This is a genomic window from Roseibium aggregatum IAM 12614, from assembly GCF_000168975.1.
GTDB classification, from domain to species: domain Bacteria; phylum Pseudomonadota; class Alphaproteobacteria; order Rhizobiales; family Stappiaceae; genus Roseibium; species Roseibium aggregatum.
The window spans coordinates 526,907-551,516 of sequence record NZ_AAUW01000001.1 but is presented as its reverse complement, the minus strand read 5'-3'; the positions used below and the strand labels follow the sequence as shown (position 1 = coordinate 551,516).

General features: G+C 59.5%; 25 protein-coding genes. 14 read left to right on the top strand and 11 right to left on the bottom strand.

Annotation, left to right across the window (positions count from 1 at the left end; all coding sequences use genetic code 11):
* The first annotated feature begins 94 nt into the window (after positions 1 to 94).
* Both pdxA and rsmA read left to right on the top strand, forming a co-directional pair.
* Positions 95 to 1,114 (top strand): 4-hydroxythreonine-4-phosphate dehydrogenase PdxA, encoded by a 1,020-nt coding sequence (pdxA, locus tag SIAM614_RS02560; RefSeq protein ID WP_006931828.1) that lies wholly within the window; start codon positions 95 to 97, stop codon positions 1,112 to 1,114.
* A gap of 14 nt (positions 1,115 to 1,128) precedes the next feature.
* The gene (gene rsmA, locus SIAM614_RS02555) at positions 1,129 to 1,980 is read left to right on the top strand and encodes a 16S rRNA (adenine(1518)-N(6)/adenine(1519)-N(6))-dimethyltransferase RsmA (RefSeq protein ID WP_040438823.1); all 852 of its coding nucleotides are present in this window, start codon (positions 1,129 to 1,131) and stop codon (positions 1,978 to 1,980) included.
* Positions 1,981 to 2,321: 341 nt separating this feature from the next.
* Here rsmA and gmk read toward each other — a convergent pair whose 3' ends face one another.
* The 7 genes from gmk to fabD all read right to left on the bottom strand — a co-directional run bounded on the left by gmk (position 2,322) and on the right by fabD (position 8,820).
* Positions 2,322 to 3,029, bottom strand: coding sequence for a guanylate kinase (gene gmk / locus SIAM614_RS02550; protein WP_006931826.1), 708 nt, complete (start codon positions 3,027 to 3,029; stop codon positions 2,322 to 2,324).
* A gap of 5 nt (positions 3,030 to 3,034) precedes the next feature.
* The gene (locus SIAM614_RS02545; protein WP_006931825.1) at positions 3,035 to 3,928 is read right to left on the bottom strand and encodes a YicC/YloC family endoribonuclease; all 894 of its coding nucleotides are present in this window, start codon (positions 3,926 to 3,928) and stop codon (positions 3,035 to 3,037) included.
* Between the two features lie 54 nt (positions 3,929 to 3,982).
* Positions 3,983 to 5,113: an endolytic transglycosylase MltG gene (gene mltG, locus SIAM614_RS02540; protein ID WP_006931824.1), complete on the bottom strand. Its 1,131-nt coding sequence runs from the start codon at positions 5,111 to 5,113 to the stop codon at positions 3,983 to 3,985.
* A 124-nt stretch (positions 5,114 to 5,237) separates the two neighbouring features.
* Positions 5,238 to 6,503, bottom strand: a complete 1,266-nt coding sequence (fabF, locus tag SIAM614_RS02535) for a beta-ketoacyl-ACP synthase II (RefSeq protein WP_006931823.1) — start codon at positions 6,501 to 6,503, stop codon at positions 5,238 to 5,240.
* Between the two features lie 85 nt (positions 6,504 to 6,588).
* Positions 6,589 to 6,822 (bottom strand): acyl carrier protein, encoded by a 234-nt coding sequence (locus SIAM614_RS02530; protein ID WP_006931822.1) that lies wholly within the window; start codon positions 6,820 to 6,822, stop codon positions 6,589 to 6,591.
* 247 nt (positions 6,823 to 7,069) lie between these two features.
* Entirely contained in the window at positions 7,070 to 7,807 is a 738-nt protein-coding gene (gene fabG / locus SIAM614_RS02525) for a 3-oxoacyl-[acyl-carrier-protein] reductase (RefSeq protein WP_040438820.1), read from the bottom strand.
* A 68-nt stretch (positions 7,808 to 7,875) separates the two neighbouring features.
* Positions 7,876 to 8,820, bottom strand: coding sequence for an ACP S-malonyltransferase (gene fabD, locus SIAM614_RS02520; RefSeq protein WP_006931820.1), 945 nt, complete (start codon positions 8,818 to 8,820; stop codon positions 7,876 to 7,878).
* A gap of 575 nt (positions 8,821 to 9,395) precedes the next feature.
* Here fabD and rpsF point away from each other — a divergent pair.
* The 12 genes from rpsF to SIAM614_RS02460 all read left to right on the top strand — a co-directional run bounded on the left by rpsF (position 9,396) and on the right by SIAM614_RS02460 (position 20,166).
* Positions 9,396 to 9,842, top strand: coding sequence for a 30S ribosomal protein S6 (rpsF, locus tag SIAM614_RS02515; RefSeq protein ID WP_006931819.1), 447 nt, complete (start codon positions 9,396 to 9,398; stop codon positions 9,840 to 9,842).
* 5 nt (positions 9,843 to 9,847) lie between these two features.
* On the top strand, positions 9,848 to 10,096 hold the full coding sequence (gene rpsR / locus SIAM614_RS02510) for a 30S ribosomal protein S18 (RefSeq protein WP_006931818.1): 249 nt from the start codon (positions 9,848 to 9,850) through the stop codon (positions 10,094 to 10,096).
* Positions 10,097 to 10,212: 116 nt separating this feature from the next.
* Positions 10,213 to 10,800 carry a 50S ribosomal protein L9 gene (gene rplI / locus SIAM614_RS02505; RefSeq protein ID WP_006931817.1) on the top strand — a complete coding sequence of 196 codons (588 nt, stop codon included), beginning with the start codon at positions 10,213 to 10,215 and terminating at the stop codon, positions 10,798 to 10,800.
* A 364-nt stretch (positions 10,801 to 11,164) separates the two neighbouring features.
* Complete coding sequence (locus tag SIAM614_RS02500; protein WP_006931816.1) at positions 11,165 to 12,649, top strand: replicative DNA helicase; 1,485 nt, start codon at positions 11,165 to 11,167, stop codon at positions 12,647 to 12,649.
* Between the two features lie 204 nt (positions 12,650 to 12,853).
* Positions 12,854 to 13,129: a PilZ domain-containing protein gene (locus SIAM614_RS31090; protein ID WP_006931815.1), complete on the top strand. Its 276-nt coding sequence runs from the start codon at positions 12,854 to 12,856 to the stop codon at positions 13,127 to 13,129.
* Positions 13,130 to 13,293: 164 nt separating this feature from the next.
* Complete coding sequence (gene alr / locus SIAM614_RS02490; RefSeq protein ID WP_006931814.1) at positions 13,294 to 14,436, top strand: alanine racemase; 1,143 nt, start codon at positions 13,294 to 13,296, stop codon at positions 14,434 to 14,436.
* A 24-nt stretch (positions 14,437 to 14,460) separates the two neighbouring features.
* Positions 14,461 to 15,855 carry a DNA repair protein RadA gene (gene radA / locus SIAM614_RS02485; protein WP_040438818.1) on the top strand — a complete coding sequence of 465 codons (1,395 nt, stop codon included), beginning with the start codon at positions 14,461 to 14,463 and terminating at the stop codon, positions 15,853 to 15,855.
* A 74-nt stretch (positions 15,856 to 15,929) separates the two neighbouring features.
* Positions 15,930 to 16,538, top strand: coding sequence for a CvpA family protein (locus SIAM614_RS02480; protein WP_006931812.1), 609 nt, complete (start codon positions 15,930 to 15,932; stop codon positions 16,536 to 16,538).
* A gap of 221 nt (positions 16,539 to 16,759) precedes the next feature.
* Positions 16,760 to 18,232 (top strand): amidophosphoribosyltransferase, encoded by a 1,473-nt coding sequence (gene purF / locus SIAM614_RS02475; RefSeq protein ID WP_040438968.1) that lies wholly within the window; start codon positions 16,760 to 16,762, stop codon positions 18,230 to 18,232.
* Between the two features lie 82 nt (positions 18,233 to 18,314).
* The gene (locus SIAM614_RS02470; RefSeq protein ID WP_006931808.1) at positions 18,315 to 19,043 is read left to right on the top strand and encodes an SDR family NAD(P)-dependent oxidoreductase; all 729 of its coding nucleotides are present in this window, start codon (positions 18,315 to 18,317) and stop codon (positions 19,041 to 19,043) included.
* Positions 19,044 to 19,135: 92 nt separating this feature from the next.
* A complete protein-coding gene (locus SIAM614_RS02465; protein ID WP_006931806.1) occupies positions 19,136 to 19,750 on the top strand; it encodes an HAD family hydrolase in 615 nt (204 codons plus the stop codon).
* A 44-nt stretch (positions 19,751 to 19,794) separates the two neighbouring features.
* Complete coding sequence (locus SIAM614_RS02460) at positions 19,795 to 20,166, top strand: VOC family protein (protein ID WP_006931804.1); 372 nt, start codon at positions 19,795 to 19,797, stop codon at positions 20,164 to 20,166.
* A gap of 6 nt (positions 20,167 to 20,172) precedes the next feature.
* Here SIAM614_RS02460 and SIAM614_RS02455 read toward each other — a convergent pair whose 3' ends face one another.
* The 4 genes from SIAM614_RS02455 to SIAM614_RS02440 all read right to left on the bottom strand — a co-directional run bounded on the left by SIAM614_RS02455 (position 20,173) and on the right by SIAM614_RS02440 (position 24,573).
* Positions 20,173 to 20,970: an inositol monophosphatase family protein gene (locus tag SIAM614_RS02455; protein WP_006931803.1), complete on the bottom strand. Its 798-nt coding sequence runs from the start codon at positions 20,968 to 20,970 to the stop codon at positions 20,173 to 20,175.
* A 103-nt stretch (positions 20,971 to 21,073) separates the two neighbouring features.
* A complete protein-coding gene (gene der / locus SIAM614_RS02450; protein ID WP_006931800.1) occupies positions 21,074 to 22,495 on the bottom strand; it encodes a ribosome biogenesis GTPase Der in 1,422 nt (473 codons plus the stop codon).
* A gap of 45 nt (positions 22,496 to 22,540) precedes the next feature.
* Entirely contained in the window at positions 22,541 to 23,893 is a 1,353-nt protein-coding gene (locus SIAM614_RS02445; protein WP_006931797.1) for an outer membrane protein assembly factor BamB family protein, read from the bottom strand.
* Complete coding sequence (locus SIAM614_RS02440) at positions 23,890 to 24,573, bottom strand: tetratricopeptide repeat protein (RefSeq protein WP_006931794.1); 684 nt, start codon at positions 24,571 to 24,573, stop codon at positions 23,890 to 23,892. The genes SIAM614_RS02445 and SIAM614_RS02440 overlap by 4 nt, the downstream gene beginning before the upstream one ends.
* Between the last annotated feature and the right edge of the window lie 37 nt (positions 24,574 to 24,610).

The window sequence follows — 24,610 nt, the reverse complement described above, 5'->3', positions numbered from 1 at the left end:
AAACGAGCTGCGACAGAAGGAAGGCGAAAGCCAGTCCCGTCGCTATCTCCTGGAAATCCGCCGTCGTTCCACCATCATCTATCGCTGATCCGGCATGCGCTCAAATCAAAAGCCGATCGCCGTCAGCATGGGAGAACCTGCCGGGATCGGCCCGGATCTGGCTCTGATTGCCTGGGCCAATCGCAAGGCTCTAGGCCTGCCGCCGTTCTACATCCGCGGCGATGAAGCGCTGCTGCAAGGGCGAGCCCAAAGAATGGGGCTGAATGCACGGCTCAAGATGGTGGCACAGGACGAGGCTGCCGCAGTTTTCCCAAAGGCGCTCCCCATCGTGCAGACCGGGCCGGCTCTTTCCGACCAGCCGGGTGTGGAAGCACCTGAAACGGCAGCTTCTGTCGTTTCCGCGATTGAAGGGTGTGTCGAGGACATCAAATCAGGCGTTGCCTGCGCGCTTGTGACCAACCCGATCAACAAGGCGGCTCTTTACCGAACCGGTTTCGCATTTCCCGGCCATACGGAGTATCTGGGCGCTCTGGCCAAAAAGCATTGGCCTGGGGAACCGGCAAAACCGGTGATGATGATTGCCGGACCGGAGTTGATGGTCGTTCCTGTAACCATTCACATCCCCCTTCGCGATGTTCCCTCAGCACTTACGACAGACCTGATCGTCGAAACCGCGGAGATCACCGCGAACGACCTCGGAACACGATTTGGCTATGCCTCTCCACGGCTTGCGATCTGCGGTCTGAACCCCCACGCTGGCGAAAACGGCTCGATTGGAACGGAAGAGCGTGACGTTATCGAGCCAGCCATTGCACGCTTGCGGGCACTGGGCATAAACGCCAGCGGACCGCATTCGGCCGACACCTTGTTTCATCCGCCTGCCCGCCAGCAGTACGACTGCGTGCTCGGCATGTATCACGACCAGGTTCTGATACCGGCGAAGACCATCGGCTTCGATGACAGCGTCAATGTGACCCTCGGACTGCCTTTCGTCCGAACGTCTCCCGATCACGGCACGGCCTACGACCTTGCAGGAAGCGGCACAGCCAGGGTTGACAGTTTCGCCGCGTCCTTGCGCATGGCCGATGTTCTTGCCAATCCTGACCGGTTCTAGAGCGACACCCAACAATGGCACAGATAGACGATTTGCCCCCGTTGCGCGATGTCATCGCCGAGCATGGCCTTAACGCCAAGAAATCACTGGGGCAGAATTTCCTGCTTGATCTCAATCTCACCTCCCGTATCGCTCGATCTGCAGGTAGCCTTGAGGATTGCACCGTGCTGGAAGTCGGCCCCGGACCCGGAGGATTGACCCGGGCCTTGCTGGCAGCCGGAGCGAAACGGGTGATTGCGATTGAAAAGGACAGCCGCTGCCTGCCGGCTCTTGCCGAGATCTCTGCGCATTACCCGGGCCGTCTGGAAGTCATTGAAGGCGATGCCCTTGAAATCGACCCGGTGGCGCTCACCGGAGGCGACAAGGTCAGGATCGCGGCCAACTTGCCTTATAACGTCGGCACCCAGTTGCTGATCAACTGGATTACAACGCCGGACTGGCCCCCGTTCTGGTCGTCACTGACATTGATGTTCCAGAAAGAAGTTGGCGAACGGATCAGTGCGTCGCCAGGGTCAAAGGCCTATGGCAGGCTTGCCGTGCTGGCAGGCTGGCGCTGCAAGGGGGGCATCCTGTTCGATATCAGCCCCAAAGCCTTCACGCCGCCCCCGAAGGTGACGTCGGCAGTCGTCCATCTGGAACCAAACGCCTCGCCCCTGCCCTGCGACCTGAAAGCCCTTGAAAAGATTACCGCTGCCGCTTTTGGACAAAGACGCAAGATGCTGCGAGCGAGCCTCAAATCGCTGTCTGCGGATGCTGAAGAGCTTGTCACAAAGGCCGGCTTGAAACCGACGGCTCGCGCAGAAGAGATCGACATCGCAGGCTTCGTCGACCTTGCAAACACATTCCGGGCTGCTCAGGCAGTTTAACAAACGACCGGATGCAGGCTCTTCCGGTTTGCCTCGCGATCCTCCTTCCGAGTGTTCACGCGACGCAGTCACGCTCGAATGGATCGCCAAACCTGGGGCTAACGCGTCTGGCAAAAGCCCCAACCACGGGTGGCGAAGTCTAAATCACCTTTCACGCGCGTCTGCCCGATCTATCGACGCTGTCGAAAGTCACAAAACGGACGAAAAGGACTAATTGGAAAAGCACTCTCAACGGGCCGAGGTCATAGTTGACGCGCACCGTTCGGCGTCCCCTACCGGGCTCCGTTTCTGGCCTTCATTCAAATGCCAGGACATGCCTCTATCCGCAGGCGTTTAATCAGTCAGGACTTTTCAGCAAGTTCCGTTTCGAGATCGTCGACCATTCCTTGGATGAGTGGCCCGATCTTCGGCGAGCGGAATTGTTTCAGTCTCTCTGCCTTCAGGATTGCGCGGACATTCTCATAGGCGCGCTCCAGATCGTCATTGACGACGACATAATCGTATTTTGACCAGTGACGCATTTCCCCGACAGCGGTCTTCATGCGCTTGAGGATAACGGTGTCCTCATCTTCCGCACGCCGCTTCAGACGCGATTTCATTTCCGCAATGGACGGCGGCAAAATGAAGATGGAGACGACGTCGTCGCGCATCTTTTCATAGAGCTGGAAGGTGCCCTGGATATCGATGTCGAACAGGATGTCCTTGCCGTTCTCGATGGCGTTTTCGACTGGTCCGCGCGGTGTGGCGTAGTAGTTGCCATGCACTTCAGCCCACTCCAGCAATTCGTCATGCTCGCGCATCTGCTCGAAACGGCCAGCATCGATAAAGTGATAGTGAACGCCATCGACTTCACTGGACCGGCGCGGGCGCGTGGTCACGGAAATGGACAGGGCAAGATTGTCTTCGTTCTGCAGCAAGAGACGCGCGATGGTCGATTTTCCGGCTCCGGACGGCGACGACAGCACCAGCATCAGGCCACGGCGCTGCTGCTCGGCCTGCTCCGCACTGACGATGGTTCCAGTTGAGGTCCCGGCAGGTGCGTCGGACATGTGGCTCACTCCAGATTCTGTATCTGCTCACGCATTTGATCGATAAAGGACTTCAAGTCCAGTCCAATGGCGGTCAGGTCGACGTCGTTGGACTTTGAACACAAGGTATTGGCTTCCCGGTTAAATTCCTGGGCCAGGAAGTCCAGGCGCCTGCCAATCGCTCCGCCGGTGTCCATCAGTTCGCGCACCGCCGCCACATGCGCATGCAGTCGGTCCAGTTCTTCGCGAATGTCGGCCTTGGTGGCCAGAAAGACAGCTTCCTGATGCAGGCGCTGCGGATCCAACTGCCCGTCCGAGGCATCCATCAGGTCGGAAAGCTGGCGCTTCAGCCGCGCCTTGATGGCGTCCGGTTTGCGTGCCGGCAGATCCTCTGCGGCCTGTGTCAGTTCGGCGATCCTGTCTATCTGATCGCGCACGACCTTGCCGATAGCCTGCCCCTCGCTGTGGCGCATGTCGACGAGATCGATCAGCGCCGCATCCAGTGTCGTCAGCAAGGTGTTGTGAAGCGCCGCCTGAACGTCTTCGTCTTCTTCAGGCTCCTTGAGCTCGAAGACGCCCTTTTGCGCCAGAATGGCGTCGAGAGACGGCGGAGCAAGATCCGGAACGCGGTTTTTGAGAAGATCGATGGTCGCCAGAACGGCTTCCAGCGCCGATTCATTGACCTGAAGCTGCTGTTCCGACTGGTCCCGCTGCATGGAGAGCCCGATGGAGACATTCCCGCGCCGAAGCAGCTTGCCGCAGCGCTCGCGGATCTTCGGCTCAAGAGCCTCCAGCCCCGTCGGGATCCGGATGCGAAGGTCAAGCGACTTGCCGTTGACAGACCTCAGTTCCCAGGTCCAGCGCACGGCTCCGGATTCACCCAAAGCCCGTGCAAAGCCCGTCATGCTGGCAAGTGCCATGTGTGCCCCTTCGCGAAAGTGCCGCCTCCTGCCCGCCGTCACGGCGGGCTCCGGTCAATTGGATGTGGCCGGCTGCGTTTCCTGATCTTGTTCCGCCTGGCGGCGTTCTCTTTCCACCTTACGCCACTTGCGGACGTTCGCCTGGTGCTGTTCGTAGGTCTCGGCGAAGATATGCCCGCCGGTTCCATCGGCCACGAAGTAGAGATCCTGCGTGCGCGACGGATTGGCGACAGCTTCCATGGCCGCCCGGCCCGGGTTGCCGATCGGTCCCGGCGGCAAGCCGTCGATCTGATAGGTGTTATACTTGTTTTCCGCCTTCAGCTCGGATTGCTTGATCGCCGAGCGATCCTTGAGCCAGGCCTCGCCGCCATAAAGCCCGTAGAGGATCGTCGGGTCGGATTGCAGGCGCATGTTCTTGTTGAGGCGGTTGACGAAGACGCCTGCCACACGCGGGCGCTCGTCCGCAAGGGCCGTTTCCTTTTCCACGATGGACGCAAGGATGACCAGCTCTTCGGGTGACTTCACCGGCAGCCCCTCGGTACGGCGACCCCAGATTTCGGCCAGCAGCTTGGATTGTGCTGCCTTCATCTGGTTCAGGACTTCCTGGCGGGAAGCCCCGCGCGCGAACGTATAGGTCTCGGGAAGCAAGGCCCCTTCCGCCGGCGCTTCGGTGATCTCGCCGACGAGCACGGGATGCTCGCGTACACGCTCGATGATCTGGGCAGTTGTCCAGCCTTCCGGGATCGTTACCGAATGGGTGACCGCATTGCCTTCCACCAGATCGGTCATGATCTCTTGCATGGAAACACCGGGCGCGAAGGCGTATTCGCCGGCTTTCAGCTTGGTGGCATTCTTGTAGAAGCGGATGCCCAGATTGAAAATCCACTCGTCCAGCAGATTGTCACTGATGACCCCCTGCCCCGAAAGCCTGTCGGTGATGCCGGAAAGACCTGCCCCTGAGGAAATCACCACAGTGGCCTCCTTCTGCAGCGGGCCCTTTTCCTCGAACTTCTGTTTACCGAAATAAAGCGCGCCCCCGAATGCGGCAAGCCCGAACACGGTCAAGGTAATGACCATGTTGATCAGGATGACGAAGGGGTTGCGTACGTGCCGGGAGCGTTGCGGAGGCGCAGGCGCCGGTTCGGGCTGCAAGGCTTCACGCGGGCTTTTGGGCTTAATGCGCATATTGGGTCGCACCTCCAAGATTGAGCCCCCAAATCCCTGACTTAGGCTCAAACGGACCAGTTGTCACAATCAAAGTTTCAGGCCGGCCCGCAAGAATCGGACCGGCCTGAAGAACTTGAATGGGTTATGCGGCAACTTTGCGGAAGACAAGCGAGGCATTTGTGCCGCCGAAACCGAACGAGTTCGAAAGGGCGACATTGATGTCCAACTTCTTCGGCTTGTGCGGCACCAAGTCGATGACCGTCTCGACGGACGGGTTATCGAGGTTGATCGTCGGCGGAGCCATGCCATCGCGAATGGCCAGGACGGAGAAAATGGCCTCTACCGCGCCAGCAGCCCCCAGAAGATGACCGATCGAAGACTTTGTCGACGACATTGTCAGATCGGCAGCATGCTCTCCCGCAAGACGCGTCACCGCGCCAAGTTCGATTTCGTCGCCAAGAGGCGTCGACGTTCCGTGAGCATTCACATAATCGATATCGGCCGGCGTTACCTGGGCGCGCTTCAGCGCAGCTTCCATGCAACGATAGGCGCCGTCGCCGTCAGAGGACGGAGCGGTGATGTGATAGGCGTCGCCGGACAGACCGTAACCGATGATTTCACCGTAGATCTTCGCCCCGCGGCGGACCGCATGTTCGTATTCTTCGAGCACGACAACGCCGGCGCCCTCGCCCATCACAAAGCCGTCGCGTGCGACGTCGTAGGGACGGGATCCTTTTTCCGGGGTGTCGTTGAAAGCCGTGGACAGCGCGCGGCAGGCAGCAAAGCCCGCGAGCGCAAGACGGCAGACCGGGGATTCCGTTCCACCGGCAACCATGACATCCGCATCGCCGAAGGCAATCAGCCGGGACGCATCGCCAATGGCGTGCGCACCGGTGGAACACGCAGTCACGACAGCGTGGTTCGGGCCCTTCAGACTGTGACGGATCGAGACATACCCGCCGGCAAGATTGATCAGGCGGCCGGGAATGAAAAACGGAGAAATTCGGCGCGGGCCTTTTTCGGCCAGCAGATGAGCCCCCTGTTCGATGCCCTGAAGGCCGCCAATACCGGAGCCGATCAGAACGCCCGAACGGGCCTGTTGTTCGTAAGTCTCTGCCTTGTACCCGGAATCAGCCATTGCCTGGTCGGCAGCAGCCATCGCGTAGACGATGAAATCATCGACCTTGCGCTGTTCCTTGACGTCCATCCAGTCATCCGGATTGAACGCGCCTTCAGCGGAGGGATCACGCGGGATCTGGCATGCGATCTGGCAAGCCAGATCGTCAACTTTGAAGTTCGTGACCTTATTGGCCCCGCTCTTTCCTTCGAGGATCTTTTTCCAAGTGACATCGACACCACAGCCAAGCGGCGTCACCATGCCCAACCCAGTTACGACAACTCGCCTCATACACCCGCACTTACGTTGGAAGGGCCAGGCGGGGTTTCGCCCCGCCGGCCCCGATCTTCAAACATTCACAAGAAAGGCTTCGCCCTTACTTGTTGGCTTCCAGGAATTTGACAGCGTCGCCAACGGTCAGGATGGTTTCTGCTGCGGTGTCCGGGATTTCAACGCCGAATTCTTCTTCGAAGGCCATGACCAGCTCGACGGTGTCAAGGCTGTCTGCGCCCAGGTCATCGATGAAGCTTGCACCTTCAACAACTTTGTCAGCATCTACGCCGAGGTGCTCAACGACGATTTTCTTTACCCGATCCGCGATATCGCTCATCTTTCACTTCCTTAGTTTTCATCTATTCGTTACTCGCGAAACTGCCCCCATCCGGTTTGCAAACAAGCGGTGGCGCGAAGTCGCGGTCTTTAAGATGTCGCCGCACACTCAGGCCGGTTTATTTGACCCAAATATGCAATTCGAAACAATCGGCGGGTTGGTAACACACTTTGTTGACCTTTACCAGCCGATCCAGACCGCTTCTCAGCGGCCCGGATTCTTTTTGCCTGCTCGGCAAAAATTCCTTTTAAATCATAGCCATGCCGCCGTTGACGTGCAGGGTTTGCCCGGTCACGTAAGCGGCTTCATCGCTGGCCAGATAGACGGCGGCTGCAGCAATCTCGGCGGAAGTGCCCAAACGCCCTGCAGGGACACTCGTCAAAATCGATTCTTTTTGCTTGTCGTTCAGCACATCGGTCATCGCAGTTTCGATGAAACCGGGGGCAATCGTATTGACCGTGATGTTTCGGCTGGCGACTTCCCGCGCAAGCGACTTGTACATGCCGATCATACCGGCCTTGGCCGCCGCGTAGTTCACCTGCCCCGGGTTTCCGGTAACGCCGACCACGGACGTGATGCCGACGATGCGGCCAGAGCGGCGCTTCATCATGCCCTTGATCGCGGCACGGCACAGGCGAAAGCCGGACGACAGGTTCACTTCAAGAACCTGATCCCACTCTTCGTCTTTCATGCGCATGAAGATGTTGTCGCGCGTGATCCCGGCATTATTCACCAGAATGTCGACAGACCCCATTTTCTCTTCGGCTGCGGGCAACAGGGCATCGACCGCCGCGCGGTCGGACAGATTCGCCGGGGTCACAAAGGCGCGTTCGCCAAGATCGGCAGCCAGCGCTTCCAGCTTTTCAGCCCGCGTGCCGGACAAGGAGACGGTTGCGCCCTGTGCGTGGAGCGACCGGGCGATTGCCTCGCCGATCCCGCCGGTTGCACCGGTGACAAGCGCGTTTTTCCCTTCCAAGCTGAACATTTGGGATCCTTCCATTGTTCCTGTTGGGCCCTCGGCGGGCCAAATCGACGTCCCGGCCGATATACGCCTTATCCGGAGATCTTTTCCATAAGAGAGTCGATATCTTCCGGAGAGTTGACCGCCATGCCGGTCGCTTCCTTGGCGATGCGCTTGACCATGCCGGTCAGCACCTTGCCGGTCCCGATCTCGACAAAGGTGTCGACGCCGTTTTCGGCAAGCCAGGTGATGCTTTCCCGCCAGCGCACGGTTCCCGTCACCTGCTGGACGAGACGATCACGGATTTCGTTAGCATCGGTGATCGGACGTGCCAGCACATTCGCAACCAGCGGGACCGCTGGAGACCGGATTTCAGCATTTGCCAGTGCTTCCGCCATTTTTTCGGCAGCCGGTCCCATAAGGGAGCAATGGAACGGTGCACTGACCGGCAGCATCACCGCACGGCGCGCGCCCTTGGCCTTGGCAATCTCGACGGCGCGCTCGACAGCGGCCAGATGACCGGAGACAACCACCTGTCCCGGTGCATTGTCGTTTGCAGCCTGGCAGACTTCTCCCTGCGCGGCAGCTTCAGCCACTTCAACAGCGACATCGAACTCAAGTCCCAGCAGTGCCGCCATTGCGCCCTGTCCCACCGGAACTGCGTTCTGCATGGCGTCACCGCGCACCCGCAGCAGCTTCGCCGCAGTGGCAATGTCCAGGCTGCCGGCAGCGGCCAGAGCCGAATATTCACCCAGCGAATGTCCGGCAACGAAGGAAACGCTACCGGCGAGATCGAGACCACGGGCTTCCAGAACGCGCATTGCCGCAAGACTGACGGCCATCAGGGCCGGTTGCGCATTTGCGGTCAGCGTCAGCGTTTCTTCCGGGCCGGTCCACATGACGTCGGACAGCTTCTGACCAAGCGCCTCGTCGACTTCGTCGAACACGGCCTTGGCTTCGGGAAAGGCGTCCGCAAGGGCCTTGCCCATGCCAACGCCTTGACTGCCCTGGCCGGGAAATGTGAATGCAATGGTCATCTGGAAACGCCTCCGTGACTCGTGAGCGGACCTTGTTCTTCTTATAGCGACAGGTCGACGGCTTTCTAGAAAGCGGGGAAGACAGCCCATGCAGGCTGAAATCAAACTTGGCGCGAGGCTATGATACGGTCTTGCCCAAACTGTCAAGGCCCGAAGGCCAATCATTTCCCGTTTTCAGGCGGTTTTGCCGGTTTTCCTTTGTCCTGATTGTCCCTGAAATATCCGGCAAACCTTTGGGTCTTGTCTTGCGCGCGAAACCGATCCTCCCGTTACCTGTCTCGCGAACATGCTATATATAGACAGCCAGACGATCTTCCAAACTGCGAGCCTTGCTGCTGCTGGCCTCTTTTCGGTGTCTTCCGCCGTATCTTGCTTGCATTTTCCAAAAAACAGGGTATAGAGCGCGCTTCATCCGGGGTTTGGCCGGGGGCTGAACGGAAGGGCATGATGCCAGGATCTTTGATCGGATCCGACTTCCCGTGTTCCCGCTCTCGTTAGAATTCTCGTGCCTTTCCGGGGCTACGAGGAGGCTCTGCGCCGACCCCGCGTTGTCAACACGAAGAAAGGCTATTTCCATGCCTCTTTACGAGCACGTATTCCTGGCTCGCCAGGACGTTTCGGCCCAGCAGGTCGAACAACTCGTCGAACAGTACAAGGGCCTCATCGAAGGCGCCGGCGGTACTGTCGGCAAGGTGGAAAACTGGGGTCTGCGTTCCCTGGCATACCGTATCAAGAAAAACCGCAAGGCTCACTACACCCTCATGAACATCAACGCTCCGCACGCCGCGGTTGCCGAGATGGAGCGTCAGATGGGCCTGAGCGAAGACATTCTGCGTTTCATGACCTTCAAGGTTGATGAACTGGACGAAGAGCCGTCTGCAATGATGCAGAAGCGTGACCGTGACGACCGCCGTGGTGGCGATCGTGGTGGCCGCTTTGGTGGTGGCGATCGCGGCGGTGACCGCGGTGGACGCGGTGGTGACCGCGGTGAGCGCGCTCCGCGCCGCGCAGAAGGGGAGTAAGATTGATGGTTGATGTTGCACAGCTCCCGAGCCGCCGTCCGTTCTTCCGTCGCCGGAAGACCTGCCCGTTCTCCGGCACCAATGCGCCGAAGATCGATTACAAGGACATCCGCCTGCTGCAGCGCTACATTTCCGAGCGCGGCAAGATTGTCCCGAGCCGCATCACCGCGGTTTCCGCGAAGAAGCAGCGTGAACTGGCTCGTGCGATCAAGCGCGCCCGCCTGCTCGGCCTGCTGCCGTTCGTAATCAGCTAAGCGTTTCTCGAAAATCTTGAGACGTTTCTTTCGGGGGTTCCCGGAAGACCCGAATTGGGGCCGCGGGCAAACGGCCTCTAACCACCCTCACCGGGTGGGACAGTAGGAGAAATGACATGCAAGTTATCCTTCTTGAGCGTATCGCCAAGCTCGGCCAGATGGGCGACACCGTTCGCGTGCGCGACGGCTATGCCCGTAACTTCCTGCTGCCGCAGGGCAAGGCGCTGCGCGCCAACAAGGCGAACCTCGAGCGTTTCGAGCGCGAACGCGTTCAGCTCGAAGCTCGTAACCTTGAGCGCAAGAGCGAAGCTGAAGGCGTTGCCTCCAAGCTCGACGGCGAGTCCCTGGTGATGATCCGTTCCGCTGGCGAAACCGGTCAGCTCTACGGTTCCGTATCCACACGCGATATCGCTGACGGCCTCACCAAGGCAGGCTTCTCCGTTTCCCGCAGCCAGGTTGAACTGCGCAACCCGATCAAGACGATCGGTCTGCACAGTGTTCTGATCCAGCTGCACCCGGAAGTCGAAGTCGCCATCAGCGTCAACGTTGCCCGTTCTGAAGACGAAGCTGTCCGTCAGGCCGCCGGTGAAGATCTCTCCACCCCGGAAATGGACGTCTTCGAATTCGAAGAAGATGAAGAAGCAGAAGACGCCGAAGAAGGTGCAGAAGCTTCTGAAGAAGCAACGGAAGAAGAAGAAGCCTAATCGCTTTCCTTCTCCGGTTGACTTGAGAAAGCGGCGCTGGTTTCAGCGCCGTTTTTTTGTTTGCCGGCAACTTTTTGGAAGACCGCGCACGACGCCTAATGCTGGCGTTTCAGTTTCCGGCCCAAGGCCTTGAAACTTATCGAAAATTCATTAACCTACCATTAACCTCTGCGAAAATATCATAAAATTCAACAACTAAGACTTAGCCCCTTGAGTCTGCAATCGAGTTCAGAGTCAAGCTGGATTCGATTCTTTCCCCGCTGATTTGCCCAAGCCGGTGAGAATCGAAAACACCCCTTTTTGAACCTTGAGCCCTTACCCGTCACAGAGTATTCCCAATGAACTTGGGTCAACGGGGGACGCTATGAAGGGCACGCTGCAGAAGGTCGAAACGGAAGAAGACATCCAGCGCTTGGCACCACACAATGCCGAGGCGGAGCGTCAGCTTCTGGGAGCGATTCTCGTCAACAACGAGACGTTCTACCGGGTCTCAGACTTTCTGGAACCACATCATTTTTTCGTTCCGGCTCACCAGGACATCTACGAGAAGATCAGCCATCTGATCCGCGCGGGTAAAACCGCGTCGCCGATCACGCTCAAGACCTTCTATCCGGCCAACGCAAAGATTGCGGATCTGTCCGCGACCCAGTTTCTTCTGCGCCTGGCAGGCGATGCCGCCTCGATCATCAATGCGGAGGATTATGGCCGGACCATTTATGATCTGGCCATCCGGCGCAATCTGATCCGAATCGGCGAGGACATGGTCAACATCGCGTTCGATGCCCCGATCGACGTGCCGCCGTCCCAGCAGATCGACGATGCCGAACGCCGCCTGTTTGAACTGGCTGAGACCGGGCGCAGCGAGGGTGGGTTCGTTGCCTTTGGCGACGCGCTGACCGAAACAATCGAAATGGCGCATGCCGCCTACAACCGTGAAGGCGCCCTCTCCGGCATTTCCACAGGACTTCGCGAACTCGACCGGCTGATGGGTGGTCTGCAGCACTCGGATCTGATCGTGCTTGCCGGCCGTCCCGCGATGGGCAAAACCTCTCTGGCAACCAACATTGCCTATAACATCGCCCAGTCCTACAAGGCCGAGGAACAGCCGGACGGCTCGCTCAAAACGGTCAACGGCGGCGTCGTCGGCTTTTTCTCGCTGGAAATGTCCGCCGAACAGCTTGCCACCCGTATCATTTCAGAACAGGCGGAAATCTCGTCTTCCAAGATCCGCCGTGGCGATATCACGGAAGCGGAATTCGAGAAGCTGGCCGCCTGCGCCCAGACCATGCAGGCCGTTCCGCTGCATGTGGACCAGACCGGTGGTATTTCCATCGCCTCGCTGGTGGCCAAGGCCCGCCGCCTCAAACGTCAGCGCGGTCTTGATCTGCTCGTGGTCGACTATATCCAGCTCTTGTCTGGTTCGAACAAGAACTCAGGCAACCGTGTTCAGGAAATCACCGAAATCACCACGGGCCTGAAAGCGCTCGCCAAGGAACTGCATGTGCCGATCATCGCCTTGTCACAGCTTTCCCGTCAGGTGGAATCACGCGACGACAAACGGCCGATGATGTCGGATCTGCGTGAATCAGGTTCCATCGAGCAGGACGCCGACGTCATTCTGTTCGTGTTCCGCGAAGAATATTATCTGTCCAAGACCGAACCGGAGTTCGGAACGGTGGAACATGAAAACTGGCAACGGGATATGGAGCGGCTCAAGGGCAAGGCCGAAGTCATCATCGCCAAGCAGCGTCACGGCCCGACCGGCACCGCCAACCTTCACTTCGAAGGCCAGTACACCCGCTTTTCCGACCTTGCGGAAGAAGATCACCTGCCCGAACGCTACGAATAGGTCGGCGGCTCGCGTCCGCAAAAAGGCCGTCTTCGCAAGACGGCCAGCGGGCCTCTTCATTCCGTGGGCACGCCAGCGTCTTCATCCACTTGCGGAAGTTCACAATGCTATTTGCACCGGCCTTTTATTAATCCACTGTTAAACCTCTTCACTTACTTTAAGTAGAAAGAATTTCACGAAAAATGCTTTCCAGGTGACCGCATCTTGTTTTCGTCGGCACAAAAACTCCTTGAGGAAGCTCGCATCTTTCCCCGTAAAAGATGCAAGTGGCCCGGTCTTCTGAAGCAGGAAGCGACCCATCGCCCCTGTGTGGTGGAAGATATCAGCGTCGGCGGTTGTCGCATTGCCACCAACACCAAGGGGCTGGTGCAAAATCAGCGCATCACCATTGAAATCGAAAGCCGCAAGCTGCGCTTCTATGGCGAATTGCGCTGGATCCGATCCGGCGAAGCGGGCGTCGAATTTCTCTATATGGATTGAGGCCGGTCTCGGGCCAGACTACCGCGGCAACAGCGAAAAACACTCTACAGCGCTTCATTTGGTCACGCAGTCAGCGGATTGGCCGTTGGTGCAATTGTCTCGCAATGCGGTAAGCTCTCACTCGAATTTCAGACATTGATTCTGACTGGAGAGATATCCGGACCGTGCCTGCGACTTGTGAACACGCTTTTCCTTCCGACCTTTACGGCGGCCGCCTCACGATCGACCTCGATGCAATCGTTTCGAACTGGTCCCTGCTGAAAGACAAGGTGGGCGGCGGCACCGACTGCGCCGCCGTTCTGAAAGCCGATGCCTATGGAACAGGCCAGGATAAAACCGCTGCGGCGCTCTATCAGGCGGGATGCAGAACGTTTTTCGTTGCAGTGCCGACCGAGGCCCTCACGCTGCGCGCCAGTCTTCCAGACGCTGTCATCTATGTGCTCGACGGGCTGTTCCCGGGCACGGCGGAGCATTTCCTGAAGCACGATATACGCCCTGTCCTCGGCAGCCTTGAAGAACTTGTCGAGTGGTCGGAGATCTGCAGGGGCGCGAGCAAGAGTTTTCCAGCCGCGGTGCATGTCAACACCGGCATCCACCGGCTTGGCCTGACGCCGGAAGAGTTTACCCAGGCTCTGAGTGACACCGCCGCCCTCGGGCCGTTCCAGCCATCGCTGGTGATGAGCCATCTCGCCTGTGGCTCCAACCCTGACCATCCCATGAACCGGCGGCAACTCAAACTGTTCACCGAAACAACTGCCCCCTTCCCCCTGATTCCGCGTTCGCTGGCAAATTCCGCCGGGGTGCTGCTCGGGCCGGAGTACCACTTCGATGTTGTTCGTCCCGGGATCGCGCTTTACGGCGGACTGGCCATTGAAACAGAGCCCAACCCCATGAAACCGGTGGCCAAGGTGGAGGCCCGCATCATGATGGTGCGCGACGTTCCGAAGGGTGACACCATTGGCTACGGCGCGAAACAGACCGCGACGCGCCCCTTGCGCAATGCAGTCGTCGCCGCCGGATATGCCGACGGCATGATCCGGCGGGCAGGCTCCACGGATGAACGCCCCGGTGGCTTCGGGACGATCGGCGGCTACAAGGCGCCTATCCTCGGCCGGATCTCCATGGACATGATCACCCTTGACGTCACGGACGTGCCGGACCATCTGCTTCGGCGCGGCGCGTTTGTGGAAATGCTGGGGCCAGGTGTTGCAGCATCCGATCTTGCCGCTTATGCCGAAACGATCGATTACGAATATCTGACAAGCCTCGGCCGGCGGTTTGAGCGCGTCTACGCGCCGCTTAGCTGAGCCGAGAGCGAAAGGCGAACTTTCATGGCACGGCGCTCCACTTCCTTCGTCTGCCAGTCCTGCGGCGCTGTGACCGCCAAATGGGTGGGCCGCTGCGAAAGCTGTGGCGAATGGAACACCATCGTGGAGGAGCAGACCGGAGGCGGCGTTGGTGGCGGCCCCGGACGGGCCTCCCGCAGCAAGGGTCGGGTCATTCCACTTGTGGGCCTTTCCGGCGACGCTAAGGAAGCCCCGCGCATTCAGACGAAAGTGCCTGAACTCGACCGGGTGACCGGTGGCGGTTTCGTTCGCGGGTCAGCATTACTCGTTGGTGGTGACCCCGGCATCGGCAAGTCCACACTGCTTATTCAGGCGGCCGCGCAACTGGCCAATCTCGGGCACAGGACCGTCTATATTTCCGGCGAAGAGGCCATCGGCCAGGTTCGGCTTCGCGCCGAGCGGCTGGGGCTTGCCCAGGCGCCGGTTGCACTGGCGGCGGAAACAAGCGTCGAAGACATTCTGGCAACTCTTGAAGCCGATACGGCTCCCGCCCTTCTGATCCTCGATTCCGTCCAGACGCTCTGGACAGACCAGGTGGAATCCCCTCCCGGCACCGTTACACAGGTGCGCGCATCCGCCCAGGCAATGGTGCGCTATGCCAAGAAGAACGGCACCACACTTGTGCTTGTCGGGCATGTGACCAAGGACGGCCAGATCGCCGGTCCGCGTGTGGTTGAGCATATGGTCGACGCGGTTCTCTATTTCGAGGGCGATGGCGCGCATCAGTACCGCATCCTGCGCTCGGTCAAGAACCGCTTCGGCGCGACGGATGAAATCGGCGTCTTCGAGATGACCGGCAAGGGGCTTCAGGAAGTCCCCAATCCTTCCGCGCTGTTTCTGGGCGACAGAAACACCACCGCGCCCGGCGCGGCGGTCTTTGCCGGGCTGGAGGGCTCACGCCCGCTCCTGATCGAGATCCAGGCGCTGGTGGCGCAATCTTCGCTCGGGACGCCGCGCAGGGCCGTGATCGGCTGGGACAGTGCCCGCCTTTCCATGATCCTTGCGGTGCTGGAAGCACGCTGCGGCGTCCGTTTTTCGCAGCACGATGTCTATCTGAATGTTGCGGGTGGTCTCAAGATCAACGAGCCTGGAGCCGATCTTGCCGTTGCTGCGGCCTTAATCTCCTCGCTCAGCGGGCTTGCCCTTCCGGCCAATTGCGTCTATTTCGGCGAAGTCAGCCTGTCAGGGGCTATCCGGCCGGTCGCCCAGGCCCCCTCCAGGTTGAAAGAAGCAGAGAAACTCGGCTTCGACCAGGCCTATTGTCCGGAAGGCAATCTCAAGGATGGCACCGTGTCTTCGTTCAGAACGACAGGCGTGCCGGAACTTGGGGACTTTGTTGCCAAACTTTCGGCGGAGGCTAGTGCAAAGGGGCAGACCTGACGCAAGATGGTGACGGGTTTGGGCGAAAGGTTTAAGCTCTTGAAAGAGCGCCAGACAGAGGATTTTTCAGGAACATGCCGATAACGCTGCTGGACGGACTGCTCTTGGTCATCATGTTCATTTCGGCGGTCCTTGCGATGATCCGCGGATTTGTCAGGGAAGTTCTTTCCATCGTTTCCTGGGTGGCTGCGGCAGCTGCGGCATTCCTGCTCTACGAGCGGGTTCTTCCTTACACCAAGCAGTATATCAACCATGATCTGGTTGCCATGGGCGTATCTGCCGCGGCGGTCTTTCTGGTCACGCTGCTTGTTGTCAGCTATATCACCATGCGGATTTCCGATTTCGTGCTAGACAGCCGGATCGGCGCGCTCGACCGGACCCTCGGGTTCGTTTTTGGAGCGGTGCGCGGTTTGCTGCTGGTCGTGGTGGCGATGATGTTCTTCAACTGGTTCGTCCAGCCGGAACAGCAGCCGAACTGGGTCAAGACGGCCAAGTCGCGCCCGATCCTGCTGTCCATCGGTGAGCGGCTGGTAGCTGTGCTGCCCGAAGACCCGGAAAAGGCGATCCTGGACAAGATCCGGCAGAACAATCAGGCCGGAGGGGGCGCAACGCCTGCAGAAGAACCGGCGTACAGCGATTCAGAACGTCAGGGACTTGAACAACTGACGACGGATAGCAACTAACAGACCTTGGTTACGATCCGGGGATATAAACCGAGACTGGGCAGTATCGGGCACCTTTTGACGGTGCAACGTTGAATGAGGCATCCCGCGCCACGACAGGTGCGGGACGATGTACCATTTGCAAAGCGGTCAACATCTCGTCCATCGCCGTGACGATGACAGACCTTTGACCGCAAGACCAGGCCGGTCCTCCCACCGGCCAGAACGAAGGAGTGTTCGCCATGGCTGGCGGAACCGACGTGCACGAACCGTTCGACATCAATGCAGATACCCTGCGCGAAGAATGCGGTGTTTTCGGCATTCTGGGTCATGAGGATGCCAGCGCGCTAACCGCGCTCGGGCTTCATGCGCTCCAGCACCGCGGGCAGGAAGCAGCGGGGATCGTGACCGTCGACAACGAGCAGTTCCGTGCGGAACGTCATCTCGGCCTTGTCGGCGATCATTTCTCCGATGCCGAGACAATCGAACGGCTGAGCGGCAAGGCCGCTGTCGGCCACGTTCGGTATTCGACGACCGGCGAGACCATCCTCAGGAACGTGCAGCCGCTGTTCGCCGAACTGGACGGCGGCGGTATTGCGGTCTGCCACAACGGCAACTTCACCAACGCCCTCACCCTGCGCCGCCAGTTGATCCGCGACGGGGCAATCTGCCAGTCGACCTCCGATTCCGAAGTGGTCCTGCAGCTCGTCGCCCGCTCGCGCAAGGGCAAGATCGTCGAGCGTTTCATCGACGCAATCACCCAGATGGAAGGCGCTTACTCGCTGGTGGCGCTGACCTCGAAGAAGTTGATCGGTGCACGCGACCCGCTCGGCATCCGGCCGCTGGTTCTAGGCGACCTCAATGGCGCTCCGATCCTGGCGTCGGAAACCTGCGCGCTCGACATCATCGGTGCAAAGTTCATCCGCGAAGTGGAAAACGGCGAAGTCATCGTCTGCACCACGACGGGAATTGAATCCTTCTTCCCGTTCGGCAAGCGCCCTGCCCGGCCCTGCATCTTCGAATACATCTACTTCTCCCGCCCAGACAGTGTCGTGGGTGGCCGCAGCGTCTATGACGTTCGCCGCGAAATGGGCCGGCAGCTTGCGCGGGAATCCAATGTAGAAGCCGACGTCATCGTGCCTGTGCCGGACAGCGGCGTCCCGGCTGCCATCGGCTTCAGCCAGGAAAGCGGTGTGCCGTTCGAACTCGGCATCATCCGCAATCATTATGTCGGCCGGACCTTCATCGAGCCAACCCAGCAGATCCGTGCTCTCGGCGTGAAGATGAAACACTCCGCCAACCGGGCCCAGATCGAAGGCAAGCGCGTCGTGCTGGTGGATGACAGCCTGGTGCGCGGCACCACGTCCGTCAAAATCGTGCAGATGATCCGCGAAGCCGGTGCCAAGGAAGTTCACTTCCGCCTCGCCAGCCCACCGATCAAGTATTCCGACTATTACGGCATCGATACGCCGGTGCGCGAGAAGCTTCTGGCCGCGAAATACGGTCTTGAGGAAATGCGCGCCTATATCGGGGCCGACACACTGGCATTCCTGTCCGTGGACGGCATCTACAAGGCTATGGGTTACGAAGGCCGTGACGATGCCAATCCGCAGTTCACAGACCATTGCTTCACCGGCGATTATCCGACGCCGCTGACCGATCTTTCCGAAGATCAGGACTTCGTCAGCCCCCCGCGTCTGGTCGAGGTCGGCTGACGCGTTCAAAACCCTTTGGACCGCTTAAATTTATGCCTTCCGGCGGTACCGCCGGAAGGCAATTTGATCTAAGAGATCACGCATGACCAAAGACTTTGAAGGCCGGATCGCACTCGTGACCGGCGCCTCCCGTGGAATTGGCTATCAGATCGCAAAGCAGCTCGGCGAACGTGGTGCGCATGTCATTGCGCTTGCCCGGACTGTCGGCGGCCTGGAAGACCTTGATGACGAGGTTCGCTCCGCAGGTGGGGAAACCACACTGGTGCCTCTGGACCTGACCGATTTCGACGCTCTCGACCGGCTCGGAGCCGCGATCTACGAGCGCTGGAAGAAACTCGATATCTTCGTTGCCAATGCCGGCATGCTGGGCGTGCTGTCGCCTATCGGCCATATCAGCCCGAAGGACTTCGAGAAGGTGACGGCGGTGAATGTCGTCGCCAACTGGCGGCTGATCCGGTCTCTGGATCCGCTTCTGCGCCAGTCTGACGCCGGCCGGGCACTGTTCCTGTCTTCTGTCCACGCAAGCACCTGCACGCCTTTCTGGGGTCTTCAGTCCATCAGCAAGGCTTCCGTGGAAGCCATGGCGCGGACCTGGGCCAAGGAAAGCCTGCAGACGAAGATGAAGATCAACATTGCCGACCCCGGCCCGACCCGGACGGGATTGCGCGCCAAGGCCATGCCGGGTGAGCTTGCCACCAACCTTCCCGCTCCAGATGAAGTCGCGGCAGATCTTCTGCCCTTGCTGATGCCAGACGTTCTGGAAACCGGCAGCCTGTACGACCGCGTCAGCGGGGAATGGGCTCGGGCCTAAGTCTGGTCCCTTCAACTGGCAGTAGCCACCGGTTGCAAACACGCCAGTTTGGCTCTACCCCTTCCGGTTGATGATCGGAAGGGAAGTTAGCCATGCGCGCCGATATCAGCGTTATTGCCTGGGATTTCGACGGTGTTCTCAACCGCAACATCGTCGATGGTCGGTTCGTCTGGGCAGACACGCTGGAAGACGATCTCGGTATCGCACTCGATGCATTCGAGCGCGGCGTCTTCGATGCCACCTTCGCACAGGTCATCAGCGGAAAACGCGACATCAAACGCCACCTGCAGGACTGGCTTGACCGCTGCGGTCATACACTGGATGCCGAAGATCTTCTCGACTACTGGTTCGCCAGGGATGATCTGAAGGATCGTTTCACCTGCGGCTTGCTTGAACATCTGGCAGGTCATGACGTCGTTCAGGTGATTGCGACCAACAATGAAGACCAGCGTTCCAGCTACATCGAGCACCAGTCCGGCTTCGGCTCGCTCGTCAGCCAGGTTTTCTCCTCCGGCCGGATCAAGTCAGCCAAACCGGATGCTGCATTCTTCACACATGTCAGCAATGCTCTCAGGGTTGCCCCGTCGGAGATCCTGTTGATTGACGACAGTGCCACCAACGTTCGCGCGGCGAAGGCGCTCGGCTGGAAGGGCTTTCATTTTACCGAACAATCGCGCCAGGAGCTTGTCTCTTTTCTCGGCCTTTGACAGCATGCTGGAAATCGCCAGCCGCCTGAAGGAGGAGCCACAAAATGAAACTCGGTGCGTTTTCGGTCAGTCTGGCCGTCAAGGATCTTGCCAAATCAAAGGCGTTCTACGAAGGCCTCGGCTTCGTGGATGTCGGCGTTTCGAATGCGGACAACTGGACCGTCCTGAAGAACGGCGACACCATCATCGGGCTGTTTCAGGGCATGTTTGACAAGAACATCCTGACCTTCAATCCCGGCTGGGACCAGGACGCCAGGACGCTCGAAGATTTTCAGGATGTGCGGGACATCCAAAAGGCGCTGAAATCGAAGGGATACTCGTTCGTATCCGAAGCTGACGAGACCGGCCGTGGCCGGGCCAGCTTCATGCTGGTCGACCCGGACGGAAACCCGGTTCTTGTCGACCAGCACGTCTGAGACTGTTCAGGCAGCTTCGAAGGGCGCGAAGGAACTTTCGGCGATTTCCTTCAAATCGGCAAAGACGCCGGGAGCGCCAACAACAACGCGTGCACCGTGATAAAGGGACTGGTTGATGTCCTGTTCCAGAACTTCGCCGCCGGCTTCCTTGGTGATCAGCATACCTGCAAGGCAGTCCCAGGCATTCATGTGGGATTCGACATAACCGATCAGACGTCCGGAAGCGGCATAGGCGAGCATCAGACCGCCCGAGGCGTTGCGGAAGAAAACGCCACCCTTTGACACCAGGGCACCGACAACATTGACAGCATCGGTGACGGCGGTCCGGCCGTTGAAACCGACACCAACCGAGCCATGAGAAAGGCTTTCGCTGTCGGATGCACGGATCGGCTTGTCATTCAGAAACGCACCGTGACCGGCCGCTGCCTTGAAGGTTTCCCTTGAGACCGGATCGTGGATCACGCCGACAATCACCTGGCCCTGATGGACGCAGGAAATGATGACGCACCACTGCGGAATACCGGCAACGAAGTTTGCCGTGCCATCGATCGGGTCGGTGACCCAGGTGTAACCCGAATCCCCTTCTTCCATGCCATGCTCTTCGCCCAGAATGCCGTCGTCCGGATAGCTCTTTGCGAGCTCTTGCCGGATGAGCGTTTCCACATTGCGGTCGGCTTCCGACACCAGGTCCTGATGGCCCTTCTGCGTTACCGTGAGCGTGTCCAGCTTGCGGAAATAGTCGAGACCAAGCTCGCCAGCCTTTTCGGCCAGGGCGACGGCAAATTCCAGCCGGTCGATGGACATGGTTCAAACTCCCTTAAAGTGTCGATGGCGGCGGGAAGCAGCGTTTCCGCCAGGAAAGAAGAATATCGGCCGGCAGCCGGCACAAGCCGGCTGCACTCCCCGCTCAGCCCCGTTTTCTCTTCGGAGCGTAAGGGTTTTCGCCTTTGCGGTAGGACAGGCGAATGGGGGTGCCGTGAATGTTGAAGGACTGGCGCAGCGAATTGACCAGATAACGGGTGTAGCTTTCCGGCAATTGCTCCGGACGCGAACAAAAGACCACGAAATGCGGCGGCCGCGTCTTGGGCTGGGTCATGTACCGCAAACGCACCCGGCGCCCGGCAACGGCGGGAGGCGGATGGTTCGCCGTGACCTTGTCCAGCCACCGGTTCAGCTTCGCGGTCGAGACGCGCGCGTTCCAGGCTTCATAGGCGGTAAAGACGCTTTCGATGAGGCGGTCGATCCCCTGCCCCTGCTGGCCGGACAAAGTCGCGATCTGAACACCGCGGATCTGATTGAAGTAGCGCTCGTTGGCGTCCTTGATCTTTTTCCAGGCTTCTTCCCGGTCTTCGATCAGGTCCCACTTGTTGATCGCCACCACCAGCGCGCGGCCCTCGCGCGCAACCAGATCGATGATCTGCAGGTCCTGCTTTTCGAAGGACATGGTGGCATCCAGCGTGACCACGACCACCTCGGCGAACTTGATCGCGCGCAGGGCATCTGCAACGGAAAGCTTCTCAAGCTTTTCCTGAACACGCGCCTTCTTGCGGATCCCCGCCGTATCGAAAAGCTTGATGTGCCGGTCGCGCCAGACCCAGTCGACGGAAATGGAATCGCGCGTGATGCCCGCTTCCGGTCCTGTCAGCATGCGGTCTTCGCCCAGCATGCGGTTGATCAGCGTCGACTTGCCCGCATTGGGGCGGCCAACGATGGCAACGCGCAGGGGCCGTTCAACCGTACCGACCGGATCTTCTTCCACGACGAATTCACCATCTTCGTCGACATCGACATTGGTGATCGCCTCTTCGCGCTTGGCCTCTTCTTCTTCCGTCACCCGGTCGACATGAGGTTTCAGCGCGTCATAGAGATCGGCAAGCCCTTCGCCATGTTCGGCGGAGATTGCAATCGGATCGCCCAGGCCGAGCGAATAGGATTCGTAAAGCCCGCTCTCCCCGGCCCGGCCTTCGGCCTTGTTGGCAAGCAGAATCACCGGACGGGTGGTCTTGCGCGCAACTTCGGCGAAATGGGCATCAAGTGGCGTGACACCGGCACGAGCGTCGATCACGAACAGAACCGCGTCGGCGGTTTCGATCGCTTCCTCGGTCTGCCGGCGCATGCGGCCTTCGAGGGACTCCTTGTCCGCATCTTCGAGACCGGCGGTGTCGATGATCGTGAAGCGCAAGTCGCCCAAACGGGCATCGCCCGGCCGCCGGTCACGCGTCACACCAGGTGTGTCGTCTACCAGCGCCAGGCGCTTGCCCACAAGGCGATTGAAAAGGGTGGACTTGCCGACATTCGGCCGTCCGATAATGGCGACAGTTGCGCCCACAGCAGTTCTCCTGATAGGCGGACCTCTTCGGGTCCGCCTCAAATGCTAGTTGAAGGCAGCGACGCCGTCATTGCCAGTCAGCACGATAATCCGGCCACCGGCGACGATCGGTGTCACATAGACATCCGTATTGGTCCGCTGCGTCAACATGGTTTTACCGGAAGCGGCATCCACGATTGCGATCTGGCCGTCGCTGGAAAAGGCAACCAGTGCCCCGTTCGCCAGGATCGGGCCAGCCCAGTTGCGGCGCTTCTTCTTCTTTTCCGGGCGCGGCAAGGCCGTTGCCCAGAGGGTTTCCCCGTTTTTCAGATTGAGGGCGACCATGCGGTCGTCGAGGTCAACCATGAACAACGTGCTGCCGGAGACAACCGGCGTGTGCACGCTGCCGAGATTCTGTTCCCATCGGCGCTGGCCCGTGCGGGCATCCACCGCAACCGTGCGACCGGCAACGCCGGTGGCGTAAACCGTGCTGCCGGAAACAACCGGGCTGGCCGACACATCCGCAAGACCGGACAAGGCAAGCGTCCTGAAGCCGCGCGACACGCCGTCGATCCAGGCCGGTTCGCCGGACTTGATGTCGATCGCCATGATCTCACCGGAGGAGAACGGCACGATGACGCGGTTGCCGGAAATGGCCGGGTTGGCCGCAGACAAGAGACCGGCAGTTTCCTCGATACCTGCATAGGTCCAGGCAACGCTGCCGTCAGACTGTTTCAGCGCATAGACTTCGTTGGACTGGGACACGACAATGACATGCCCGGCGCCGGCAACAGGGGAACCGCGGGCCGGTGTGTCGATGTCGACTTTCCAGATTTCCCGGCCGGAGCCGGCTTCGAGCGCCGCGACCTGGCGATAGCTGGTTGCCGCATAGACGACGCCGCCTTCAACCGCGACACCGCCGCCCGGCCCGACATCCCTCTCGCCTTCCGGACGCAGGTTCTGGGTCCACTGGCGTGCACCACCCGTCGACAGGGCAACAACTTCACCATTGGGCTTGTAGACGTAGATACGGCTGCCATCGCTGACGGGGCGGGAAGACACCCGAAGTGCGGATGTTGTCAGTCCACCACCGGATGAGCCGACCTGTGCGCGCCAGGCGCGGTTGCCGGAAACGGATATGGCAACGTTGCCCGGATCGTTGGTCAGGCCGCCACCTGCCGTCGTCCACGACTGGCCGCCCGTTGCAGCGCCGATCTTGGCAGACTGGCCAAGCGTTTCGGCTGCCGGATCGGCGCCGTCGAAGACAGGCTGGCGCTCACCCTTGAGGATCTTCTCGCGGGCGAACGGATTGATATTCTCGGTAAATTCGCTGACCGACCCGCACCCGGTCAGGACGAGCGATAGTGCAAGGGCCCCAAAAACACCGCGTCTGCGGAAAGAAACGGTTACAAAACTCACTGGTTGTTTCCTTCACTGTCCGCTGTGGCTTCGCCGTTGCTGGACCGGATGACATCACCGAGGATCGACACGCGTCGGCTTACGTCAGCGGGCGTTTCGGTGTCCTCTTCAATTGCTGAAATCCACTGCTTGGCCGTCTCGATGTCGCCGGCTTTCCAAGCGCTTAGAGCGAGAAGTTCACGTGCTGCTGCACGGAACGGCCCGGTGTCCCCGGTCAGTTTCTCGATCCGGTCGGCGATATCGCCATAAGATTGTGTATCGACGGCAAGGTAGGCGGCGCGCAGGGCCGCGACATCACGCAGGGCTTCCATGATGCTGCTGTCGCGCGACAGGGCATCAAACTCTGCAAGAGCTTCTTCCGTCTTGCCGGAATTTGAAAGATCGGTGGCCTGGCGCAGTTTCGCCAGGGCGGGATAGCCCCCCAGGGCATTGTCCAGTTCACCGTAGAGGGCGGCTGCTTCTTCGTAGTTCTGGGCTTCGGACAGCTTCACGGCTTCGAAGAATGTATCGCCCGCGCTCTGCGACTGCTGTTCCTGCCAATAGAGCCAGCCGCGATAGCCGCCGGTTCCAACAACGATCAAGACCGCAACGCCAAGCACCCACGGACCGAACCGGTCCCAAAGCCGACGGTATTTCTCCTGGCGGATATCTTCATCGACTTCACGAAAAATGTCAGACATGCGTGTCTATTTCCTGCATTCACTTCTGCTGCCCGGC

Coding starts and splice junctions, on each gene's coding strand:
- pdxA (WP_006931828.1), top strand. CDS start 95: ATGCGCTCAAATCAAAAGCCGATCGCCGTCAGCATGGGAGAACCTGCC.
- rsmA (WP_040438823.1), top strand. CDS start 1,129: ATGGCACAGATAGACGATTTGCCCCCGTTGCGCGATGTCATCGCCGAG.
- gmk (WP_006931826.1), bottom strand. CDS start 3,029: ATGTCCGACGCACCTGCCGGGACCTCAACTGGAACCATCGTCAGTGCG.
- SIAM614_RS02545 (WP_006931825.1), bottom strand. CDS start 3,928: ATGGCACTTGCCAGCATGACGGGCTTTGCACGGGCTTTGGGTGAATCC.
- mltG (WP_006931824.1), bottom strand. CDS start 5,113: ATGCGCATTAAGCCCAAAAGCCCGCGTGAAGCCTTGCAGCCCGAACCG.
- fabF (WP_006931823.1), bottom strand. CDS start 6,503: ATGAGGCGAGTTGTCGTAACTGGGTTGGGCATGGTGACGCCGCTTGGC.
- SIAM614_RS02530 (WP_006931822.1), bottom strand. CDS start 6,822: ATGAGCGATATCGCGGATCGGGTAAAGAAAATCGTCGTTGAGCACCTC.
- fabG (WP_040438820.1), bottom strand. CDS start 7,807: ATGTTCAGCTTGGAAGGGAAAAACGCGCTTGTCACCGGTGCAACCGGC.
- fabD (WP_006931820.1), bottom strand. CDS start 8,820: ATGACCATTGCATTCACATTTCCCGGCCAGGGCAGTCAAGGCGTTGGC.
- rpsF (WP_006931819.1), top strand. CDS start 9,396: ATGCCTCTTTACGAGCACGTATTCCTGGCTCGCCAGGACGTTTCGGCC.
- rpsR (WP_006931818.1), top strand. CDS start 9,848: ATGGTTGATGTTGCACAGCTCCCGAGCCGCCGTCCGTTCTTCCGTCGC.
- rplI (WP_006931817.1), top strand. CDS start 10,213: ATGCAAGTTATCCTTCTTGAGCGTATCGCCAAGCTCGGCCAGATGGGC.
- SIAM614_RS02500 (WP_006931816.1), top strand. CDS start 11,165: ATGAAGGGCACGCTGCAGAAGGTCGAAACGGAAGAAGACATCCAGCGC.
- radA (WP_040438818.1), top strand. CDS start 14,461: ATGGCACGGCGCTCCACTTCCTTCGTCTGCCAGTCCTGCGGCGCTGTG.
- SIAM614_RS02480 (WP_006931812.1), top strand. CDS start 15,930: ATGCCGATAACGCTGCTGGACGGACTGCTCTTGGTCATCATGTTCATT.
- purF (WP_040438968.1), top strand. CDS start 16,760: ATGGCTGGCGGAACCGACGTGCACGAACCGTTCGACATCAATGCAGAT.
- SIAM614_RS02470 (WP_006931808.1), top strand. CDS start 18,315: ATGACCAAAGACTTTGAAGGCCGGATCGCACTCGTGACCGGCGCCTCC.
- SIAM614_RS02465 (WP_006931806.1), top strand. CDS start 19,136: ATGCGCGCCGATATCAGCGTTATTGCCTGGGATTTCGACGGTGTTCTC.
- SIAM614_RS02460 (WP_006931804.1), top strand. CDS start 19,795: ATGAAACTCGGTGCGTTTTCGGTCAGTCTGGCCGTCAAGGATCTTGCC.
- SIAM614_RS02455 (WP_006931803.1), bottom strand. CDS start 20,970: ATGTCCATCGACCGGCTGGAATTTGCCGTCGCCCTGGCCGAAAAGGCT.
- SIAM614_RS02440 (WP_006931794.1), bottom strand. CDS start 24,573: ATGTCTGACATTTTTCGTGAAGTCGATGAAGATATCCGCCAGGAGAAA.